The 22,360-nt window shown below is 49.4% G+C and carries 20 protein-coding genes and 1 pseudogene; 5 read left to right on the top strand and 16 right to left on the bottom strand.

Annotated features, from left to right (window positions below; genetic code table 11):
* Positions 1 to 160: 160 nt before the first annotated feature.
* Entirely contained in the window at positions 161 to 799 is a 639-nt protein-coding gene (locus tag CKV66_RS03725; protein ID WP_085364103.1) for an MBL fold metallo-hydrolase, read from the bottom strand.
* Between the two features lie 85 nt (positions 800 to 884).
* On the opposite strand from CKV66_RS03725, the gene CKV66_RS03720 reads away from it, so the two are divergent.
* The 3 genes from CKV66_RS03720 (at position 885) to CKV66_RS03710 (ending at position 3,609) form a co-directional block, all read left to right on the top strand.
* Positions 885 to 1,697 carry a DNA ligase gene (locus CKV66_RS03720; protein WP_085364104.1) on the top strand — a complete coding sequence of 271 codons (813 nt, stop codon included), beginning with the start codon at positions 885 to 887 and terminating at the stop codon, positions 1,695 to 1,697.
* A gap of 140 nt (positions 1,698 to 1,837) precedes the next feature.
* Complete coding sequence (locus tag CKV66_RS03715) at positions 1,838 to 2,704, top strand: YoaK family protein (protein ID WP_085364105.1); 867 nt, start codon at positions 1,838 to 1,840, stop codon at positions 2,702 to 2,704.
* Between the two features lie 227 nt (positions 2,705 to 2,931).
* Positions 2,932 to 3,609 carry an OmpA family protein gene (locus tag CKV66_RS03710; protein WP_085364106.1) on the top strand — a complete coding sequence of 226 codons (678 nt, stop codon included), beginning with the start codon at positions 2,932 to 2,934 and terminating at the stop codon, positions 3,607 to 3,609.
* 134 nt (positions 3,610 to 3,743) lie between these two features.
* Here CKV66_RS03710 and CKV66_RS03705 read toward each other — a convergent pair whose 3' ends face one another.
* From CKV66_RS03705 to CKV66_RS03695, 3 genes are all read right to left on the bottom strand, one after another.
* Complete coding sequence (locus CKV66_RS03705) at positions 3,744 to 4,709, bottom strand: MBL fold metallo-hydrolase (protein WP_231990516.1); 966 nt, start codon at positions 4,707 to 4,709, stop codon at positions 3,744 to 3,746.
* Between the two features lie 133 nt (positions 4,710 to 4,842).
* Entirely contained in the window at positions 4,843 to 5,613 is a 771-nt protein-coding gene (gene xth, locus CKV66_RS03700) for an exodeoxyribonuclease III (RefSeq protein WP_085364107.1), read from the bottom strand.
* A gap of 30 nt (positions 5,614 to 5,643) precedes the next feature.
* Positions 5,644 to 5,907, bottom strand: a complete 264-nt coding sequence (locus CKV66_RS03695; RefSeq protein WP_231990538.1) for an ArsR/SmtB family transcription factor — start codon at positions 5,905 to 5,907, stop codon at positions 5,644 to 5,646.
* A gap of 348 nt (positions 5,908 to 6,255) precedes the next feature.
* On the opposite strand from CKV66_RS03695, the gene CKV66_RS03690 reads away from it, so the two are divergent.
* A complete protein-coding gene (locus CKV66_RS03690; RefSeq protein ID WP_085364108.1) occupies positions 6,256 to 8,304 on the top strand; it encodes a M3 family metallopeptidase in 2,049 nt (682 codons plus the stop codon).
* A gap of 46 nt (positions 8,305 to 8,350) precedes the next feature.
* Here CKV66_RS03690 and CKV66_RS12500 read toward each other — a convergent pair.
* Both CKV66_RS12500 and CKV66_RS03680 read right to left on the bottom strand, forming a co-directional pair.
* Positions 8,351 to 8,511: pseudogene (locus CKV66_RS12500) on the bottom strand (lipoprotein signal peptidase).
* Positions 8,512 to 8,520: 9 nt separating this feature from the next.
* Positions 8,521 to 9,147, bottom strand: a complete 627-nt coding sequence (locus CKV66_RS03680) for an META domain-containing protein (RefSeq protein ID WP_143773813.1) — start codon at positions 9,145 to 9,147, stop codon at positions 8,521 to 8,523.
* Between the two features lie 143 nt (positions 9,148 to 9,290).
* Here CKV66_RS03680 and CKV66_RS03675 point away from each other — a divergent pair, with 143 nt between their 5' ends.
* The gene (locus CKV66_RS03675; protein WP_085364110.1) at positions 9,291 to 11,138 is read left to right on the top strand and encodes a glycine betaine ABC transporter substrate-binding protein; all 1,848 of its coding nucleotides are present in this window, start codon (positions 9,291 to 9,293) and stop codon (positions 11,136 to 11,138) included.
* Between the two features lie 296 nt (positions 11,139 to 11,434).
* On the opposite strand, the gene CKV66_RS03670 is transcribed toward CKV66_RS03675, so the two are convergent.
* The 10 genes from CKV66_RS03670 to CKV66_RS03625 all read right to left on the bottom strand — a co-directional run bounded on the left by CKV66_RS03670 (position 11,435) and on the right by CKV66_RS03625 (position 22,343).
* Positions 11,435 to 11,890 carry a chemotaxis protein CheX gene (locus CKV66_RS03670; protein WP_085364111.1) on the bottom strand — a complete coding sequence of 152 codons (456 nt, stop codon included), beginning with the start codon at positions 11,888 to 11,890 and terminating at the stop codon, positions 11,435 to 11,437.
* Positions 11,887 to 12,261, bottom strand: coding sequence for a response regulator (locus CKV66_RS03665; RefSeq protein ID WP_085364112.1), 375 nt, complete (start codon positions 12,259 to 12,261; stop codon positions 11,887 to 11,889). Before CKV66_RS03665 ends, CKV66_RS03670 begins: the two co-directional genes overlap by 4 nt.
* Positions 12,262 to 12,293: 32 nt before the next feature.
* A complete protein-coding gene (locus CKV66_RS03660; RefSeq protein WP_085364113.1) occupies positions 12,294 to 14,507 on the bottom strand; it encodes an ATP-binding protein in 2,214 nt (737 codons plus the stop codon).
* A gap of 361 nt (positions 14,508 to 14,868) precedes the next feature.
* Positions 14,869 to 15,180, bottom strand: a complete 312-nt coding sequence (gene rpsJ, locus CKV66_RS03655; protein WP_002642322.1) for a 30S ribosomal protein S10 — start codon at positions 15,178 to 15,180, stop codon at positions 14,869 to 14,871.
* Between the two features lie 19 nt (positions 15,181 to 15,199).
* On the bottom strand, positions 15,200 to 16,384 hold the full coding sequence (gene tuf / locus CKV66_RS03650; protein WP_085360686.1) for an elongation factor Tu: 1,185 nt from the start codon (positions 16,382 to 16,384) through the stop codon (positions 15,200 to 15,202).
* A 79-nt stretch (positions 16,385 to 16,463) separates the two neighbouring features.
* Positions 16,464 to 18,566: an elongation factor G gene (gene fusA, locus CKV66_RS03645; protein WP_085364530.1), complete on the bottom strand. Its 2,103-nt coding sequence runs from the start codon at positions 18,564 to 18,566 to the stop codon at positions 16,464 to 16,466.
* 24 nt (positions 18,567 to 18,590) lie between these two features.
* Entirely contained in the window at positions 18,591 to 19,061 is a 471-nt protein-coding gene (gene rpsG / locus CKV66_RS03640; RefSeq protein WP_085364529.1) for a 30S ribosomal protein S7, read from the bottom strand.
* Between the two features lie 112 nt (positions 19,062 to 19,173).
* Positions 19,174 to 19,545, bottom strand: coding sequence for a 30S ribosomal protein S12 (rpsL, locus tag CKV66_RS03635; RefSeq protein ID WP_002218431.1), 372 nt, complete (start codon positions 19,543 to 19,545; stop codon positions 19,174 to 19,176).
* A 266-nt stretch (positions 19,546 to 19,811) separates the two neighbouring features.
* Entirely contained in the window at positions 19,812 to 20,918 is a 1,107-nt protein-coding gene (gene porB / locus CKV66_RS03630; RefSeq protein ID WP_085364528.1) for a trimeric porin PorB, read from the bottom strand.
* A gap of 756 nt (positions 20,919 to 21,674) precedes the next feature.
* The gene (locus tag CKV66_RS03625; protein ID WP_085364531.1) at positions 21,675 to 22,343 is read right to left on the bottom strand and encodes a murein hydrolase activator EnvC family protein; all 669 of its coding nucleotides are present in this window, start codon (positions 22,341 to 22,343) and stop codon (positions 21,675 to 21,677) included.
* Between the last annotated feature and the right edge of the window lie 17 nt (positions 22,344 to 22,360).

Genomic DNA, 22,360 nt, shown 5'->3' with positions numbered 1-22,360 from the left:
TTAAGCGTTTGACCGCTTCGCCATAAGGCTATTCCTGACACTTAAACTTAACTGTGTATCGGCAATATCACGCAGCCCGCCGGGAAATGAAACAGATGCCGAAGCATCTTTCAAAAAACCCATAGGCATTTTTTAAGTTTTCATTTCTTTACAGAAAAAATCATCCCCGCAAATACGGATTATGATGTTTCTCGTGCCCTATCGTCGTCGTTCTTCCGTGCCCGCTGATCACGGTGATACTTTCGGGCAATGCCAGCAGTTTGCTTGTGATATTGTGGATCAGATCGGCATGGTTTCCGCGCGGGAAGTCGGTTCTGCCGATGCTTTCATAAAACAAGACATCCCCTGCTATCAATAATTCCGCATCTTTACAATAAAACACAACATGACCGGGCGTGTGGCCGGGGATATGCAGCACGTCAAAAGCATATTTCCCTACCGTGAGCGCATCCCCTTCTTTCAGCCAGCGCGTCGGTGTGAACGACGGCGACACGGGAAAGCCGTATTGCGCCGTTATCTGCGGCAGCTGCTCCAGCAAAAACAAATCTTCCTCGTGCGGCCCCAATACCGGCACGTCAACTTGCGAAAGCAGCTCGACCACACCGCCGGCATGATCCAAATGACCGTGCGTCAGCCAAATAGCGGTCAGCTTCAAATCGTGTTTTTTGATTTCTTCCAACAAAAACGGCACGTCTCCGCCCACATCGGTCAACACCGCCTCGCGGGTTTCATCATCCCAAATCAGCGTGCAGTTTTGACGGAACGGCGTTACCGCAATCATTTCACATTGCAAAGTCATTTATCAGATTCCTTTATTTTTCAGACGGCCTGTAATAGTATCCTGCCTAATCATTAAAATAATACGACACATTACAGGAAACAAAATGAAAGCCATCATACTCTCTTGCGCTTGGTTTATCACGCAGGCCGCCGTCGCCGCGCCGCCCAGTTTGCTGCTGGCCAAAGAATACAAAGGTCAAAATATCGCAGGCTGGGCCATGAGCGAAAAGCTCGACGGCGTACGCGCGTATTGGAACGGCAAGCAGCTGATCAGCCGCCAAGGCCATGCGTTTACCCCGCCGGCAGGCTACACCGCCCATTTCCCGCCCTACCCCATAGACGGCGAGCTGTTCAGCCGAAGAGGACAATTCGAACACATCTCCGCCACCGTACGCTCCGGTTCCGCCGATTGGCGCCACATCAAACTGCATGTATTCGACGTGCCACAGGCACAAGGCAATCTCTACCGGCGTTTGGCCGTATTGGAAAGCTGGCTGAAACAGCATCCGCAAGCACCGATTAAAATTATTCCGCAAACACCGGTGAAAGATAACGCCCATGCCCGCGCATTTTTAAAGCAAGTGGAAGCAGCGGGCGGCGAAGGCGTGATGTTGCGCCACCCCGACATACCCTATCAAAGCGGCAGAAGCGATTACCTGCTGAAACTCAAAAGCCGGCACGACGACGAATGCACCGTCACCCGCCACTATGAAGGCAAAGGCAAATATTCAGGCATGGTAGGCGCTTTGGGCTGCACCAACCGGCACGGCGAGTTCCGCATCGGCAGCGGCCTGAAAGATGCCGACCGCGCCAATCCCCCGCCCGTCGGCAGCACGGTTACCTACCGTTACAGCGGCTTCACACAAAAAGGCACGCCGCGCTTTGCCACATTTATCCGCGTTCGAAAAGAGCCATAATGTTGAACGGCTTATCCATGCAAATCCCTCCGACTGCCTAAGCAAAACACCGCAGGCCGTCTGAACTTTCTTTTTTCAGACGGCACGGTACAATATCCGCAGGCAACTATGTGATCAGCACATCTACATTTATTCCCTACATGGATAACCAAGCCCCCGACTCCTACCGCAGCAAACGCCGCCGCGCAAAAAGCACGCAGCCGTTTTGGCAGGCCGACAAACCGTATCTGCACGAGCACAACGTCAGCGACGTGCGCTTCCGCATTCTCGGCTACCTGATGGCTTTGCTGGCCGGTGCGATTAACGCCGGCGGTTTTTTTGCCGTCGCACGCTACACTTCGCACGTTACAGGCGAGCTGTCGCATGCCGCCGATATGGCTTATTTGGGCGAATGGAAAGTCGTGATGATCGGCATGCTCGGGCTGGTGTGCTTCATTCTCGGCGCGGCGCATTCCAGCTGGGTGGTGCTCTGGGCGAAAAGACGGCGCTTTCGCGGCGGCTTCGGCTTTTCCATGTGGCTTGAAGGCGTTTATATGCTGCTGTTCGGCATACTCGGCGTAACCGCGCTGGAATGGGAAATCGCCGAAATGCCCTCGCTGGCGATGTTTTTACTGTGCTTCATTATGGGTATGCACAACACCGTGATTACCATACTTTCCGGCGGCGCCATCCGCTCCACCCACATGACCGGCACCGCCACCGATTTAGGTATCGAAATTTCCAAAATGCTCTATTACAGCCGCAGCGAAAACCCCAAGCTGCCGCATGTGCATGTCAACAAACCCAAAGCCAAACTGTTCACCGGCCTGCTGCTGGCCTTTTTCGCGGGCGGACTCATCGGCGCATGGGGCTACCACACCGTCGGCCACCACTTCGCCCTGCCCGTTGCCGCCGTGTTGTTTATCTTGGGCTTCGGCTCCGTCGGCTACGACGTCAAACTGAGAATCAAGCTGATGCTGATGCAGCGGCTGCAAAAATACCGCCGCCACAAACACCCCAAACCATAAACGCCCGGCATTTATCCCGCATTTAAGCTGTATCATAAAAGATACGGTTTATCATATTCAGACGGCCTCGATGCCGTCTGAACAGTAAGCAAACCGCCAACTGTGTAATATCAAGTTAAGCAAACTGTTTTACCCATATGATTTCTATATAGTGAATCCGATAACATGCCCACCCGAAGCATGCTTGAAGTCTAAATAATCACTTCGAAACCGAAAGGAAAATGATCATGAAACTGTTGAAACCCTTCACCGTATTGGCCGCAACCTCCGCACTGATGCTTTCAGGTTGCGTTACCGACCCTGTAACCGGCCAGCAAAAAATGAGCAAAACCGCCATGTACGGCTTGGGCGGCGCGGCAGCCTGCGGCATCGTCGGCGCATTGACCCACGGCGGCAAAGGCGCGCGTAACTCGGCTTTGGCTTGCGGCGCAGTCGGTGCAGGCGTCGGCGGCTACATGGATTATCAAGAGAAAAAACTGCGCGAAAGCTTAGCCAATACCAACGTGGAAGTAGAACGCCAAGGCAACCAAATCAAACTGATCATGCCTGAAAGCGTAACTTTCGCTACCAACAGCGCCACGCTGAGCGGCAATGCTATGGATGCGTTGAACAAAGCGGCTGAAACGCTGGTTCAATACCACGACACCACGCTGACCATCGCCGGCCACACCGACAACACCGGTAACGACGCGATTAACGAGCCGCTGTCGCAACGCCGCGCCCAATCCGTAGCCGACTATCTGAACCGCCGCGGCGTAGCCGCTTCACGCCTCAGCACCATCGGTTACGGTTCGCGCCAACCGGTAGCGGGTAACGACACGCCCGAAGGCCGCGCGAAAAACCGTCGCGTAGAAATCTTGATCAATCCTGATCAAAACGCCATTCGCGCCGCCCAGCAACAATAATCCCACAGTTCTCTGAATGACTGTTTATCGGCTTCCTTTCCGAAATCCATGATGAGGCAAGGAAGCCGATTTGATTAAAGGCTTAAATTAAAAAGACCCGATAAATCATTTTATCGGGTCTTTGTTTTGCGTTCTTACCGCTTGCAGCTTCCGGTTTTCATGCCGGTTTTGAGCGAATAAATATCGCAGTCTTGCGCAAACGCCAGCTTGCCTTGGTAGGTTTTGCGGATGGCGGCGGAAGTGGCGGGCTTCACGTTTTCGGTACGGCGCATAAAGTGCGACAACACCACGCTGCGGCTGCCGGTAGTTTGGGCGATGCGGCCGATTTCAGACGGCGTCATGTGCAGTTTCAAGGCGATTTTGTCGCGCGCGGTTTCCGGCACGGCATTGTGGGCGATGAAAACATCCGTATTCTTCGCCAACACGTCCAAAGTTTTACCGATGTTGCTGGTATCGCCCGACATGGTTACGGAGCAGCCGTTTTTCTCGATGCGCCAACCCAAAGAAGGCAGCAAACCGTGTTCTACGGGAATGGCTTTCAAGGTAAAGCCGCCGAGCTTGGTTTCAAACAGTTTGGGCTGTTTTTTATCGGCGTTAACCGCTATCGGCTTCAAGGCGAACGCGGCTTCACCGGTGAGGAAGTCCGACAAATACGGATAAACGCCTTTTTCGCCGAACTGCCGCTCTACAAATAACGGCGTGGTCGGGATGGCGTGGTTTCCGGTGGGGCCATAAACCGGCAAGTCGCGGTTACGTTCGGAAAAATACGAGGCTTTGACCAATGCGGGCAAGTCGTTGGAATGATCGACATGGAAATGGGTAAACAGCAGGGCTTCCAAGTCTTTGATGTCGCCGCCCGCACGCTCGAAGTTGAGTGAAGAGCCTGCGCCGAAGTCGATAATGAAACGGGCCTTGCCGTTTTCACGCACTAGATAGCCGGTGGAAGCGCGTTTGTCGCTCAATTCGGGGCCACCCGAACCGAGCACCACCACGTCCAAGCCGGCATTCGTGCACTGCGCGGCGTGTGCGGCGGCAGGCACGGCGGCGAGCGCGAGCATGAGATTGAGAAAAAATTTGGGTTTGAAAAATCGTGAGTACATTTTTAGCTTTAATAAATAGAGTGATGAAAAGATAGATAATTTGAGGAATGGTTTAAGTATGAAAGACAAGGGTTGAGGCCGTCTGAAAGTTTTCAGACGGCCTCATGCCATCGGGCATTCGGGTTAATGCGGTTTAAACGGCAAACTCCGCCCACACCGGCGCATGGTCGCTGGGGCGTTCTTGTGCGCGGGCTTCCAAATCCACCTGCACGTCTTGCAGGGCATCGCGCAAGGCGGGGGTAATCAGCAGGTGGTCGATACGCAAACCCTGTTTGCGTTGGAACATCGCGCCGCGGTAATCCCACCATGTGTACATCACTTCTTCGGGATGGCGGTGGCGCAGGCTGTCGGTCAGCCCTAAATCGAGCAGTTTTTGGAACCACGACCGCTCGATACTGGTGCAATGGATTTTTTCACGCCATTTTTCGGGGTCGTAGCAATCCAAATCGGTGGGAGCGATATTGAAATCGCCCAGCAACACCAGCTTTTCGTAGCTGCTCATCTCATCGCGCACAAATTCGGTCAGCGCGGCGAACCATTGTTCTTTATATTGGAATTTCGGGCTGTCGGGTGCTTCGCCGTTCACGCAATATACGTTGATCACGCGCACGCCGTTAACGGTGGCGGCAATCACGCGCCGCTGCGGGTCGTCGGGCAGCGCGGGCAGGCCGGTGTGCACGTCTTGCGGGGCTTCTTTGCTGATGATGGCCACGCCGTTATAGGTTTTTTGACCGCTCCACACGGTATGCCAGCCGCCCATTTGGAAAACGGCGGCGGGGTATTTGTCTTGGTCGAGCTTGAGTTCCTGCAAAACCAATACGTCGGGGCTGTGCTGTTGCAGCCAATCCTGCACCTGCGGCAGGCGCACATTGAGGGAATTTACGTTCCAAGTAGCGATTTTCATGATGTGTTTTGTCTGTTTCCAAAGCGTTTTTCAGACGGCCTCTTTGCCACCGCCGTTTTCCTGCACGGCACGGAGCACGGCGACAATCAGCGGCGAAGTGAGCCGGTATTGCATCACACGGTGGTAGCGCGTGAAATCAACCGCGCCGCCGCTGCGCATTTTATTCAAATGGTTGGACACGGTGGTAACATGAATGCCCGTTGCTTGGGCAATTTCCGCGGCGCTATGTTCGCTTTCCAGCAGCAGCTTCGCAATGGCCAGCCGCTGCGGATGGGCAATCAGCTTGAGCTGCATGGCCGTGCGGACGGTATCGGATGATATTTCCATAGTTATAGTTAGTAGCGGTTTGTGTAGGGCTATTCTATACCATTCGGAGACGATAGCGAAGCAAACCGATGCGGCGGGTTTGCCGGCATTTGCGGTTTTAATCATTTGATTCGACAATAACAATGAAACCGCCCACCCCGCCCGCATGATTTTTGTTATATTCAGAAACCGCCGTTTTTACCGTATTGCCAATCAAAGAAGCACTTTGAATTTACTCCATCCGGCACTATATACACCCCGTTTGATTCCCATCTTACCCGTTTTTTTCAGACGGCCTCCCCATTCAGGCCGTCTGAAAACATCCAAAGGAAAACCATGAGCAACGTATTACTGAACCTCGCCGACGAACCCCGTTTCGACCGCATCCAAACCGCCGACATCCGCCCCGCGATGGAAGCCGCCATGACCGAAGCGCGCGCGGAAATCGCCGCCGTTAAAGCCCAAAGCGACATCACTTGGGAAAACACCGTTGAAAAACTTACCGACCTCACCGAGCGCGTGGGCCGTATTTGGGGCGTGGTGGCACATTTGAATTCCGTGGCCGACACGCCCGAATTACGCGCCGTGTACAACGAATTGATGCCCGAAGTAACCGTATTCTTTACCGAAATCGGCCAAGACATCGAGCTGTACGAACGCTTCAAAGCAATTAAAAACTCGCCCGAATTCGCCAAACTCGATGCCGCCCAGCAAACCAAACTCAACCACGACCTGCGCGACTTCGTATTAAGCGGTGCCGAACTGCCGCCCGAACAGCAGGCCGAGTTTGCCGCACTGCAAACCGAAGGCGCACAGCTCGGCGCGCAGTTCTCGCAAAACGTGCTCGATGCCACCGATGCGTTCGCGCTTTATTTCGACGACGACAGCCAACTCTCCGGCCTGCCCGAAGACGCGATGGCCATGTTCGCCGCCGCAGCCCAAGCCGAAGGCAAGGAAGGCTACAAAATCGGCCTGCAAATGCCGCACTACATCGCCGTGATGCAATACGCCGACAACCGCGAATTGCGCGAAAACATCTACCGCGCCTACGTTACCCGCGCCAGCGAATTGAGCGACGAAGGCAAGTTCGACAACACCGCCAACATCAGTCGCCGCTTGGAAATCGCCTTGCAGGAAGCCAAACTGCTGGGTTTTGCCAACTTCGCCGAACTTTCGCTCGCCACCAAAATGGCCGAAACCCCGCAGCAAGTGCTGGATTTCCTGCACGACTTGGCCCGCCGCGCCAAACCGTTCGCCGAAAAAGACTTGGCCGAAGTGCAGGCGTTCGCGCGCGAAACCTTGGGCATTGCCGACCCGCAATCGTGGGATCTGACCTACGCCAGTGAAAAGCTGCGCCAAGCCAAATACGCTTTTAGCGAAACCGAAGTGAAAAAATACTTCCCCGTCGGCAAAGTGCTGGCCGGCCTGTTTGCCCAAGTCAACCGTTTGTACGGCGTGAACTTCATTGAAAAAACCGTACCCGTGTGGCACCCCGACGTGCGCTATTTCGAGCTGGAAAAAGGCGGCTCGATCATCGGCGGCGTGTATCTCGACCTGTTTGCCCGCGAAGGCAAACGCGGCGGTGCTTGGATGAACGACTACCGCGGCCGCCGCCGTTTCATCTCCGGCAACCGCATCGGCCAAACCCAAACGCCGGTGGCTTATCTGGTGTGCAACTTCACCCCGCCCGTGAACGGCAAAGAATCGCGCCTCAGCCACGACGAAATCATCACGCTCTACCACGAAACCGGCCACGGCCTGCACCACCTGCTCACGCAAGTCGACGAATTGGGTGTTTCCGGCATCAACGGCGTGGAATGGGATGCAGTCGAACTGCCGAGCCAGTTTATGGAAAACTTTGCGTGGGAATACGACGTGCTGGCGGAAATGTCGTCGCACGAAGACAACGGAGCCGCCCTGCCGCGCGAATTGTTCGACAAAATGGTGGCGGCGAAAAACTTCCAGCGCGGCATGTTCCTCGTACGCCAAATGGAATTTGCCCTGTTCGACATGCTGATTTACAGCGAAAGCGACGAAGGCCGTCTGAAAAACTGGGCGCAGGTGTTGGAAAACGTGCGTAAAGAAGTAGCCGTTATCCAGCCGCCTGCCTACAACCGCTTTGCCAACAGCTTCAGCCATATCTTCGCCGGCGGCTATTCGGCAGGCTATTACAGCTACGCATGGGCGGAAGTGCTGTCGGCCGATGCCTACGCCGCCTTTGAAGAAAGCGACGACATCAAAGCCACCGGCAAACGCTTCTGGATGGAAATCCTCGCCGTGGGCGGTTCACGCAGCGCGATGGAATCGTTCAAAGCCTTCCGCGGCCGCGAACCTGAAATCGACGCGTTGCTGCGTCACAGCGGGTTTGATGTAGAAGCCGCTTGATTCATCTGGCTTGTTTTAAAGTTTAAGGCCGTCTGAAAACACATTTTCAGACGGCCTGAAAGCTTTGAAAAACCCTCAGATGCGGATGCAGTTCAAGGCATAGCAGCACAACGAGCGCAGACATATCACACGATAGGCAAACGAGCGGGCAGCGCACAACGCAGAAATGCGCCGCAAATGGGGGTTTTGCAAAGGTCTCGGCCTTATTTGCGGTTATCAGTCCCAATCTTGGGCGACAAAGTGCATTTCCTTGCCGGATTCACTGCGCAAAATGAGCTTATGCCCTTCTATGCGGTAAGTGTGGCTGCCTTTGATGTTGGCCGTAAAAGCCTGCTCCAAAGCCATTCTGTCGGCGCAATACATGCGGGTTGATGCGGCGTGACCAAACGAAATCTGCTGTGCGGTAACCGAATCGGCATTCAGCATAATGCGGTTGCAACCCATATAGGCGCTGCCGCGGGGAAGCGAACGCAAATCCATTTCGGCGCGCAAAGCCGTCAGCTGCTCGCGCGTGAATCCTTCCAAACCGGCCAGCATCCAAACGCGCTTCAACGCGGTTTCAGACGGCAGCGCTGCTTCGGCCTGCGGCGGCGCGGGTTTGTTTTCCGACTGATTATTCATAGAGCTACAGCCTGTCATCAAAATTAAGGTTGATGCAGATAAAGCCATCCATGTTTTCATATTCGCACCTTTCATTTGCTCGTGATGTCCTGCGGATTGTACAGGTTTGATGATTGGATTGAAGATGGTCGGTTTCGGTTCACATATTATGAGCAAAACCACGCTTTTAAGCGGGTGGGCTACCATGCCGTATTTTTCAGACGGCCTGAATAAGTTTTGCAAAGGCCGTTATCTGTATTAATATCTTGAAATCTATCGCAGATTCATCAATCGGCAAGAATATTTCCCGCTGCCGCGTCTGTTTGTGTGAGCACCCGAAACCTTCCGAAACCCCTGCCGTTTCCCTCCGAAAGCCCAAAATACTGATGTCTTTTTTAAAACCGCTCCTGTTTACCGTCTTACTCGCCGCCAGCCCTTTTGCCGCGGCCTGCCAGCCCGACAAACCCGTCAAACTCGGCGCGCTCGACTGGGAAAGCGGGCAATTCACCACCGCCGTCTTAAACACCATCTTGCGCGACGGCTACGGCTGCGCCACCGAAAGCGTGCCCGGCACCACCACCGCGCTGGAAACCGCGCTGGCGCAAGACGATATTCAGATTATTGCCGAACAATGGGTCGGCCGCTCGCCGGTGATGCAGAAAGCCGTGGAAGAAAAAAAGGCCGCCGTTATCGGCGACACGCTCAAAGGCGGGGCGAAACAAGGCTGGTATGTGCCCGATTATGTGAAGCAGGCGCACCCCGATTTAAAAGGCGTGGCCGACCTGCCGCGTTTCAAAGATTTGTTCCCCGACCCCGAGTCGCCGCAAAAAGCGCGTTTCCTCAACTGCCCTACGGGTTGGACGTGTGAAACCTTCAACACGCGCCTGCTCGACACCACCGGCCTCAACGCGCATTTCAACAACGTCCGCCCCGGCACCGGCGCGGCTTTGGATGCGGCCGTTTCTTCCGCTTACGAGCAGAAAAAACCGATCTTGTTTTACTACTGGCAGCCCACCGGCCTGATGGCGAAATACCGCTTCGAGCCGTTGGACTTCCCCGCCCACGATGCCGCCTGCTGGGAAACGCTGTTGCAGCCCGCCAGCAAAAACCGCTGCGTATCGGGCTTTCCCGTTTCCAAACTCGCCGTCGCCGTGTCCACCCCGTTTCAGACGGCCCACCCCGAACTGGCCGCCATGATCGAGCGGCTGCAATTCGAGCCGGATATGCTCAACCGCGCCATCTTGGAAATGTCGGAAAACAAACGCAGCGGCGAAGCACAGGCCAAGCTGTTTTTGCAGCAGCACCCCGAAGTGTGGCGACAATGGGTTTCCGAAGAAGCGGCAGGCCGTCTGAAAAACAAGCTCGATATTCGATCCGCAAGCAATAACGGTATTTTCCGCGTCTGGTCGGTTTCAGACGGCCTCAACCGTTCGCTCAAACAAACCGTGCAAAACCACGGCGACAAGCTGCGTAAAGCCAGCGATGTAACGCTCGGTTTGCTGCTGCCGCTGGAGCGCCTGCTGCAAGCCCTGCCCGCGTGGTTGGTGTTGCTGCTCACCGGCGTAGTGGGCTGGCATGCCACGCGCAAATGGTGGTTCGCCGCCTTGTGCATCGGCGGTTTCTACGTAATCGGTTCGTTCGGCCTGTGGGCGGCGCTGATGCAGACGCTCGCGCTGTTGGCCGCTTCGGTATTGCTCACCGTGATCATCGGCATTCCCGTCGGCATCTTCACCGCCTACCGCCCGCGCCTCTACAAGCTGCTCTCGCCTGCGCTCGACGTGATGCAGACCATGCCGAGCTTTGTATATCTGATTCCCGTGCTGATGCTGTTCGGCATCGGCAAAGTGCCGGCGCTGTTCGCCACCGTGGTGTACGCCCTCGCCCCGCTTATCCGCCTCACCGCCCTCGGCATCCGCCAAGTCAGCCCGCAGATGATTGAAGCCGCCATCGCATTCGGCAGCAACCGCTGGCAACTGCTGAAATGGGTGCTGCTGCCGCAAGCCAAGCCCAGCATCATGGCAGGCGTGAACCAAGCCGTGATGATGTCGCTCGGCATGGTGGTGCTGGCCTCCATGATCGGCGCGCGCGGGCTGGGCGAATACGTATTGCAAGCGGTGCAGACGCTCAACATCGGTCAAGGCGTGGAAGCCGGTGCCGCCATCGTAATTCTGGCCATCATTATCGACCGCATCACGCAGGCTTACGGTTGCGGCGAAAAGCACAATAAATCATAGGTGTTTTGCGATTGATTCTGCTGTTTTTGAGTTCAGCCTACACGATGAGGCCGTCTGAAAATATGCCTCAATATTTCAAGTCACAAGTAGCGTATCGATATGTTTTCAGACGGCCTCAAGAGCTAAAGCTAAAGTTCTTAAGGCCGTCTGAAATGCTTGTTCCAAACAAAAACGGATATTGTCTGAACATCAAACAATATCCGTTTCCAACGATGGTGCGGATTCAAGAAAGAACACCGCCAATCTGCCGGCTATCCATCAATCCACTTGCACAAGCGTTCGTTCTATCGGCTTACTCAATAACCTTTACATATAGCAATCACAATCGCAGCCTGTAATTTTTTCCACTCAAGAGGAATCACAAAAGAGCGCCCCTCTCTCGGCAACATAATCTCATCAGGCGCACCTCTGATAACTATGGGCACGGAAATTTCAAAGTTTTCGCCAAACTCACTGCGTGCGTTGCCTGCTATGGTGTTCGCCACTTCGCCTACAAGATCCATAATGTTGGCTTCAGAAAGATCTTCTTCCCCCATCAGCTCGAGCAAGCGCTGAGCCATACTTGCCGGTGAAGTAAAATACACAATGCCTTTTTTGCTACCCGAAATAGCAATCACACCCGAATAGTGCTTTGCCGCAGGCATAATGTTTTCGACAAGATACGGCGTACCTACAAAAATCTCTTCACCCGCAACCTGGCTAAAGTATTTTTGTACACCTTCTAAAAAAACCTGAAGTTGTTTCTCTTTCATTGCTGCAATCCTTCCGCCATTTCCTCAAGGGCTTCAAATAAATCTTCATCGGTAAAAGGTTTATAAATAAACCCTCTTGCACCATATTCCAGCGCCTTAATGCCTGTTGCCTTATCGGCAAGTGCAGAAATGACCAAAATATTCGCATTTTCATCCAAGTCCATAATATGGCGGATACAGGCCAAACCGTCCATTTCGGGCATGGTTAAATCCATCGTTACCATATTCGGCCTTAAAACATCATACAACTGCACGGCATCTCTGCCGTTGGCAGCACTCGCTACAACTTCAAATCCTTTATTTTCCGAGCTGCGGGTAATACGGTTACGGATAATATTGGAGTCATCTACTACCATAATTGTGAGCATCATTTTCCCTTTTATTAAGCCATTATCGTTTTAAATTACTTGGGTACCGTTAAGGTGATGCAGGTATAAGCGCCCGACCTCGTTGCAATTGAAACTTTGCCTTTCATTTGCTTAATACGGTCGCTGACGATATCCATGCCCACTCCGCGGCCGGCATCTTCGTTATTTTCTGCCGCAGTCGAGAAACCCGGAACGAATATTTTTTGGATCAACGCTCTTTTATCCAATTTATCCGCCTCTTCTCGAGAGTACATCCCCTTTTCTACCAATTTTTCACGAATCAACTCGGGATTAATGCCTGCTCCGTCATCCTGAACCGATAAGCTCACACAATCGTCTTTGTCTTCAAGCACCAAACGAAGATGGCCCGACTCAAGCTTATGGTTTTTAACGCGAACATCCGGTTTTTCAACACCATGAGCTACCGCATTTCTCAATAACTGCACGGCCAATTCTCTTAACTGGCTTTTGAGCATCATGCTAATGCCCCGTTGCTCCATACCCTCGCAACTGAAGTCAACTTTTTTGCCGTTACGCTCGGCCAATTCGCCTACATATTTACCCAGCTGTTGAGCGACGGAGTCTGAGAAGTTTTTCTGGCGGTTAATAGGTTGTACCGGCTTACGCTCATCTTCCGATGCGGCTTTGTTAATCCGACTATTCAGATCTTCAATCATTTTCGTCAGACTAAACAGCTCTTCCAGCGAAACCGTCAGCATCAAGAAATCTTCGCCGTTCAATACCTTTCTCTTTTGAAGCTCTTTTAAATTGTCTTCCAGCCGTTCTGCAATCGATACGAATCCATGCAGGCTTAAAGAGCTGGCATCGCCTTTCAAACCGTGAACATCACGGAAAATGGCTTCAAGTTTTTGGAAAAAGTCAGACTGGGTTTTTGCAGGCTGTTTCAAAATCTCATTGATGTTGTTATTCCGTTTCTTAGCAGTTTCAATAAAGTCACGCAGCAACTCAGAATCCGCATTCAAAATAAAGAACAACATTTCTGTCTGCAAATCGTTTTGTTTGCGCTCTTTTGTAATTTTTTCAGCCAGCAAAACCGCATTCGTTTCATCACTAACGTTTACCAACACGCGCGCAATTTCTTTATCTTGATAAACCCGGTTGAATTTAAAATCCAAATAGCGGATCTCTTTTTCTCCAGTCCGATTGGCCACCAACATCGGGCAGCGCACAAACGGGTTCAAACTGCCTATCAATTTCTCTTTCACTCTGGGGTTATACAATTGGCGGATAAAACTGTTTGCCGTTTCCAAATCTTCGGAGTTTGCCACCATGTCCGACAATATATCGAGCATATTCTGGCCACCAAAATCTTTTTTACCCCATAAATGCTCAAGCTCTTTAGAGTATTGAGTACCAATGTTCAAATCTTTATCTAGCAGGAATAAGCCGCTATTGATGGTTTGCAAAATTTCGTGGTTCTCGCGTCTTGCCACTGCTGTTTCACGGTCAGATTTTTCCAAACGGCGGATAAAAAAGGTTACAAAGAATAAGAAATACAACAATGAAAAACCAATGCCGGCAATTTGCACGGTTTTCAATATTGCAGACTGTTCCATAATCTCCGCATTGAGGCCGACAATAATCTCATCAATACCGTTATATAAAGCCTCTTGGTTTTCTGCCGCAAATGCAGCAATTTTGCTTTCGGTCTCTAAATTATGATCAGGTTTGATCGGAAGATGAATGGTTTCAAGAAGCAAAGGATCATACTGCTGCCAAATATCTCGAACTTTTGCCAAAGAGTTGCGGGTAGCTTCTGATTCTAAGGGTTGAATACTGTCGAAACTTTCTACGATATTGTAGTTTCCCCCTTTTGAAAGTACATTAATTAACCCCTGTGCTGTTTGGTAAGAATCCTTCAGAACCTTCTGATTTTCAACTTGCATCAAGATATATTCTTTTTCTTGATCATCAGAATTATTCTTTTCACGCACATTTTGAGCACTACTTTCTTGCCCATCCTCACCAAGCCCGACATTCCGTTCTAAATCGTTGATGCGCAGAGATTGAATGGTTACCAACATATCGTAAAAGGTATCACTCAAAGTACCGGCCGCATCGATTTGTACCTGATGCTTTTGAATGTCCACCGATATGCTATAAGCGTAATACATCAATCCTGAAACCAATGCCAAAAAAACAGCGATTGATGCAGTAATATTACGATAACGTTTTTTTAGTGAAAAATCTTGTCTATCCAAGCTTTTTCCTGTGCTGCTATTACTCATAACGTCCCCTTATCAATGTTGTCCAAGATATATTCAATATTTTCGTTTTATTGCCATGAATCACATGAAATAACAAAAGGAATTATTTTTATATTAAATATTACTAATAAATATACCAAATAAATGCGCAAATCACATCAATAATGTCATATTTAAAAGCTAAAAATGTACCCGCATAATCTTCAAACAATCCATCATTCATTATTTACAATAACTTATAAAACTATCTTAATGTTGTAAAATAAATACAAATACTAACCTTTTTTAACAATTTCCGTTTGGTAACTTGTTATCGGAAACATATGAAATAAACACAAAAAACCCGAAGAAAGAATCTTCGGGTTTTTACTGATAAACCTAATTATTGAACTTTGATTTCCACGTCAACGCCGGCAGGCAGATCCAGTTTCATCAAAGCATCTGTTGTTTTATCAGTCCAATCGACAATATCCATCAAACGCAAGTGTGTACGAATCTCCAATTGCTCACGTGAAGTTTTATTCACATGGGGAGAACGCAAAATATTGAAGCGTTCAATTTTTGTAGGCAATGGGATCGGGCCTTTTACAACAGCACCGGTACGTTTAGCAGTTTCAACGATTTCTTGAGCAGAACGATCAATCAAACTGTAGTCGTAAGCTTTTAAACGGATACGGATTTTTTGATTTGCCATTTGATCTATATCCTTCCAATTAAGCGATGATAGAAGATACTACGCCAGCACCTACAGTACGGCCGCCTTCGCGAATCGCAAAACGCAAACCTTCTTCCATAGCAATCGGAGCGATCAATTCTACAGTAATGGTCACATTCTCACCGGGCATTACCATCTCAACGCCTTCTTCCAATGTTACCGCACCGGTAACGTCGGTAGTACGGAAGTAGAATTGAGGACGGTAGTTAGCGAAGAACGGAGTATGACGACCACCCTCTTCTTTGCTCAATACGTACACTTCAGCTTTAAACTTGGTGTGCGGAGTGATAGAGCCGGGTTTAGCCAATACTTGACCACGCTCAACGTCTTCACGTTTGGTACCGCGCAACAGTACGCCAACGTTATCACCAGCTTGACCTTGATCCAGCAATTTGCGGAACATCTCAACACCGGTACAAGTGGTTTTTTGAGTCTCTTTCAGACCTACGATTTCAATCTCGTCACCTACGTTGATAATACCGCGCTCTACACGACCGGTTACTACGGTACCGCGGCCTGAAATAGAGAATACGTCTTCAATCGGCAACAAGAAAGGTTTGTCAACTGCACGCTCAGGAGTCGGGATGTAGCTATCCAAAGCAGCAGCCAATTCAAAGATTTTTTCTTTGTAAGCTGCATCACCTTCCAAGGCACGCAAAGCAGAACCTTGAACGATCGGGCAGTCATCACCGGGGAAGTCGTAGCTGCTCAGCAGATCACGGATTTCCATTTCTACCAACTCCAGCAGCTCTGCATCGTCAACCATATCGCATTTGTTCATGAATACGATGATGTAGGGTACACCTACTTGGCGAGCCAACAGGATGTGCTCGCGGGTTTGCGGCATAGGACCGTCAGCAGCAGAACATACCAAAATAGCGCCGTCCATTTGGGCAGCACCGGTAATCATATTTTTAACGTAGTCGGCGTGACCCGGGCAGTCTACGTGTGCGTAGTGACGTGTTTCGGTTTCGTATTCTACGTGAGAAGTGTTAATGGTAATACCGCGGGCTTTTTCTTCCGGGGCATTGTCGATTTGATCGTAACCTTTAGCCTGACCGCCGAATTTTTCAGCCAAAATAGTGGTCAATGCAGCAGTCAAAGTGGTTTTACCATGGTCAACGTGACCGATGGTGCCAACGTTTACGTGCGGTTTGCTCCGCTCGAATTTCTCTTTAGCCATGAGCTAATTCCTTTATAAAGAACGATTAAAGAACAGGATTATAGCCGTCTGAAAATTTCAGACGGCCTTACTAAACAGATTAGCCTTTACGGGCTGCAGTCACTTCAGCAGCAACGTGTGCAGGAGCTTCTGCGTATTTTTTAAACTCCATGGAGTAAGTTGCACGGCCTTGGGTAGCTGAACGCAGGTCAGTAGAATAACCAAACATTTCGGCCAAAGGAACCTCTGCACGTACTTTCTTACCACCGATACCGTCATCGTCCATACCCAATACGATGCCGCGACGACGGTTCAAGTCACCCATTACATCACCCATATATTCTTCGGGTGTTTCTACTTCAACGGCCATAATTGGCTCCAGCAGAACAGGCGAAGCTTTTTTCATACCTTCTTTGAAGGCCATTGAAGCAGCCAATTCAAAGGCGATTTGAGATGAGTCTACATCATGGTAAGAACCGAAAATAAGGCGTACACGAACATCTACAACAGGATAGCCTGCTACGATACCGTTGGGGAGAGTATCACGGATACCTTTGTCACAAGACGGAATAAATTCGCGAGGAATTACACCACCTTTAATCTCGTCGATAAACTCATAGCCTACACCACCCGGCTCCAAAGGTTCCATTTTAATCACTACGTGACCATACTGACCTTTACCGCCAGACTGCTTAACGTGTTTAGCTTCGGATTCCACTTCTTTACGGATGGTTTCACGATAAGCTACTTGAGGCGCACCTACGTTAGCCTCAACACCAAATTCACGCTTCATACGGTCAACAATAATTTCCAAGTGCAATTCACCCATACCGGAAATAATTGTTTGACCTGATTCTTCATCTGTACGAACACGGAAAGAAGGGTCTTCTTTAGCCAAGCGGTTCAAAGCAATACCCATTTTCTCTTGGTCTGCTTTTGTTTTCGGCTCAACCGCAACGTGAATCACAGGCTCAGGGAACTCCATGCGCTCCAAAATAATGGGAGCATCTTCAGCACAAAGCGTTTCACCGGTTGTAACGTCTTTCAAACCAATGGCTGCAGCAATATCACCTGCACGAACTTCTTCGATTTCAGTACGGTCAGCAGCAGTCATTTGTACCAAACGACCAATACGTTCACGTGTACCTTTAACCGAGTTAATTACAGTGTCGCCTGATTTTACCACACCAGAATAAACACGGATAAAGGTTAATTGACCAACATATTTATCGTTGAGCATTTTGAATGCCAATGCAGAGAATTTAGCATCGTCGCTGGCTTCACGGCTGTCTTTCTCACCATTGGGTGTTTCGCCTTGTACAGGCGGAATATCAGTAGGAGAAGGCAAAAACTCTACCACCGCATCCAACATGCGTTGAACACCTTTGTTTTTAAAGGCTGAACCACACAACATCGGTTGAATTTCACCAGCCAAAGTGCGTTGACGAATAGCGTTGATGATTTCTTCTTCAGTCAGCTCTTCGCCGCCCAAGTATTTATCCATCAACTCTTCACTGGCTTCAGCGGCAGCTTCTACCATATTGTTGCGCCATTCTTCAGCAGTTGCTACCAAGTCAGCAGGGATGTCGCCGTATTCAAAGGTAGTACCTTTATCTGCTTCATTCCAAATAATGGCTTTCATTTTCAGCAGATCAACAACACCTTCAAAATTATCTTCCGCACCTACAGGAATAACGATAGGTACAGGATTTGCACGCAAGCGGGTGCGCATTTGCTCCACTACACGGAAGAAGTTGGCACCTTGACGGTCCATTTTGTTTACAAAGGCCAAGCGGGGCACTTTGTATTTGTTTGCTTGGCGCCATACAGTTTCTGATTGCGGTTGAACACCACCTACCGCACAGTAAACCATTACCGCACCATCCAAAACGCGCATAGAACGCTCTACTTCAACGGTAAAGTCAACGTGTCCCGGAGTATCAATAATATTGAAGCGATGCTCTTTAAACTGACCAGCCATACCTTTCCAGTAAGAAGTAACGGCTGCAGAAGTAATGGTAATACCACGCTCTTGTTCTTGTTCCATGTAGTCGGTTGTAGCTGCACCATCGTGCACCTCACCCAGTTTGTGGGTCAAACCGGTATAGAACAAAATACGTTCGGTTGTTGTGGTTTTACCTGCATCAATGTGAGCAGAAATACCGATATTACGGTATAAACTAATGGGGGTTTTACGAGCCATTTTGGTCGCCTTTCTAAATCCAGATTAGAAGCGGAAGTGAGAGAATGCTTTGTTGGCTTCAGCCATGCGGTGTACTTCTTCACGTTTCTTCATTGCGCCACCGCGACCTTCTGAGGCATCAATCAACTCACCAGCCAAGCGCAAATCCATTGATTTTTCACCACGCTTACGAGCTGCATCCCTTACCCAACGCATTGCCAAAGCCAAACGGCGTGAAGGACGAACCTCAACAGGAACTTGGTAGTTGGCACCACCTACGCGGCGGCTTTTAACTTCAACAACGGGTTTTGCGTTTGCAATAGCTTCGTTAAACACTTCGATCGCTGCTTTGCCGGTTTTTTTCTCGATTTGATCCAACGCACCGTAAACGATACGCTCTGCAACCGATTTTTTACCGTCAATCATCAATACATTCATGAATTTTGTCAGCTCAACGCTACCGAATTTCGGATCAGGCAACACGTCGCGCTTGGGGACTTCTCTACGTCTTGGCATTTTAATTCCTTAAATTATCTATTCAGTTGGGGCAATCCCATGAATATCTAAAAAGATACTCACTTACTCGGCTATTTATTATTGCAAATAACCGACGTGCCATCGGGTTAAATTATTTCGGGCGTTTAGCACCGTATTTAGAACGGGCTTGTTTACGGTCTTTAACACCGGCGGTATCCAAAGAACCGCGAACGGTATGATAACGAACACCCGGCAAGTCTTTTACACGACCGCCGCGAATCAGCACTACGCTGTGCTCTTGCAGGTTATGACCTTCACCACCGATATATGAAATCACTTCAAAACCGTTGGTCAAGCGTACTTTACATACTTTACGCAAAGCAGAGTTCGGTTTTTTCGGAGTAGTAGTGTATACACGGGTGCATACGCCGCGTTTTTGCGGGCAAGCTTCCAGTGCAGGCACTTTGTTTACGTACACAGGCTTTTGACGGCCTTTGCGTACCAATTGATTGATAGTTGGCATATTTTCTCGTCCTGTTGAGTGAAATACTTAACGACACCATGTCGATAAGAGCGGAATTATATTTCCAATGCAAACACTTAGTCAAGCTAACCCGATTGAAACTTGCCCAGCGCGCAGATTTTATACATCAAAACAACAATTACACTTTATTAAATTAAAAAAACGAGCATCCCCCCGTTACAATACCGATTTTAATTTTAATAAAATAGGAATTGATAAAAAAAAGAGCCTGCATTTGCAGGCTCTTTTCAATCCAATCAATACGATTAGAATTTGTGACGCACACCAACCAAACCGGCAGTGTTTTGGATTTTCTCTTTACCAGTACCGGCTTTCAACCAACCGGCTGAAACCATAGCAGTAGTGCGTTTAGAGAAATCGTAATCCGCACCTACCACTACTTGATGGTAGCGAGTGTTATCAATTTTTTCGTTGCCGCTAACATTTTTAGCTTTAAAGCCATGAGCATAAGTCAAACGAGGAGTTACATTTCCAAAACGGTAAGCTACAGTTGCAGCCAATTCTTGGGTTTTGATGGCAGCAGTATTATCAACTTTTGACTCATCAACATTCGGAGTTGCTTTATCATCCTTAGGAAGAGAGTGACCATTACTCAAAGCACCGCGGTAAGATTGAACAGTATCTACACCTTTGGTGAATTGATAACCCAATCCTGCAAACAGGTTATTGGCATCGTAACCAGCTTCTACGCGGTGAACTTGACCAGCTTTGTCTTTACCATTTTTAGAATAAGCATTTTTGTGGAATGCAGCACCATACTGAGCAAAGAAGCCGGCATTTTCATAGTTCAAGCCACCATAGTAAGCTTCTTTTGATTTTACTTTATGGTCATATTTATCATCAGGATTAGCATTGTCACGAGGAGTATATTGTACGTTTGCGCTAAAACCAGCAAATACAGGGCTGTCGTAACGAGCAGAAACTACGCGATCACCGGTACGGGTAAATACGCCCAAGCCTAAAGCGTTGTTGTTGTATTCCCAAGGATCAATGGTACCCATGTCTTTCAATTGGGTATTCAATTTACCGGCACGGAATTTACCGAAGCCGCCTTCCAAACCGATAAACGATTCGCGACCGGCCCACTCGCCACCACCAGCAACGCTTACTTTGTTTTCAACTTGCCAAATAGCGTTCAGGTTAGAACCCAAGTGCTCGTGACCTTTAAAGCCGATACGAGAGCCAAAGTCGGCAATCTCTGTCGCAGTTTTGCTACGTTCTGCTTGATCACCAGAACCTACTTTTACTTTAGAAATTTCAACACCAGCTTTGATTTGGCCGTACAGAGTTACGTCAGCCATTGCTGCTACAGGCAGAGCAGCCAAAGACAAAGCAATCAGAGATTTTTTCATTGCTGTATTCCTTTTCTATCATTTAAGAAAACAAACTCAAATGGGTAACTAAAACCATCCAAGCTTATGCATTCATCGCGGGAGGCGCGATTTCATGTCTGCTAATATAATTGCTTCGTTGCAAAAAAACAAACTTTATCGGCTTTTCGAGCCTCTTCTTTCAAAAGAAAGTGTATGGTTTATTCCACAAATAAGATTAAAACCATTAAAAATCAAAATAATATATTTTTAATTTCAAAAATTGGCACATTTGCAACAAATTGTCAGGTTATGTTGTTTTTCGGCACTTTGGGTGATTTTTCATATTCAAACAGCGTTTTCTTAGGCTTGTTTACTCCATTTAGCCTTAACAGACGGTTCGGCATAAAACCGCTAGCAACACTTACATATTCGGTAACGATTCCGTAGCCAAGGCCGAGCCTTCCTAATGGTGCTTCTTGAGACAAGCCGTTGCGGGCGGATATGCAATCCGCCCGCACGCTTGCTTTGGAAAATTTCAGTCACCCCGTAAGTTGGGCTGCCAAACCCAATGCGGCAGAAGAGTTGAATATTTTTTGTTGGGTCACGACCCAATCTACGTTTGCTCGCTTTCAGACGGCCTCGAATTTTCATGAAAAACCGTTACGGGCGGATATGTAATCTGCCCCTACATTTCAGGATATTTGTAGAACAAGTTTGGGTATATCGCACATAAACTTAACAGGCCGTCTGAATTTTCAGACGGCCTGTTGATTGAGACTTCTGCCACATTAAAATTTATCTCAGATACTGCGTGGGATTAACTGCCTTACCATTAATGCGTACTTCAAAATGTAGTTTGACGCGATCGGTATCGGTGCTGCCCATTGTGGCGATGGTTTGCCCTGCTTGAACGGTTTGCCCTTTTTGAACGGTGAAGCTGTCGTTATGGGCGTAAGCGGTAATGGTGCTGCTGTTGTGGCTAATGAGGACCATCTTGCCGTATCCGCGTACATCTTCTCCGGCATAAAGCACTTTACCCGCAGCGGCGGCGCGCACCGGCATTCCAAGCTCGCCGGCAATATCTATGCCTTTATTGGTGCTGCCGTTATAGTGTTCGATGATGTTTGCGCTCCCGTTGCTTACCGGCCACTGTAAAGTCAGGCGGTTGGTTGGTGCGATGGTTTGTGTTTTTCTTGAACTTTCTTGAGAGCGGCCTTGGGCACGCACTTTAAGCACTTGCCCCACTTCGATTTTGGTCGGGTCTTTCAGATTATTCCATGCGGCCAGTGTTTGTACGCTTTGCCCGAAACGCTGGCTGATACGGTAGAGTGTATCGCCGCTTTGAACTCGGTAATGTCCTTCAGGCACGGGGCCGTCTGAAGATGTGGCAGCACAAGCCGCAAGCACTAAAGCTGTTGCGGCAGGAAGAATTTTTTTCAGTAAATAAGTCAATTGTGTTTTCATGGGCGTAAGGATAGCAA

It is taken from the genome of Neisseria zoodegmatis (genome assembly GCF_900187305.1).
Classification (GTDB): domain Bacteria; phylum Pseudomonadota; class Gammaproteobacteria; order Burkholderiales; family Neisseriaceae; genus Neisseria; species Neisseria zoodegmatis.
Note: the sequence above shows the minus strand (reverse complement) of the source record. Positions and strands in the feature narration are given on the sequence as shown.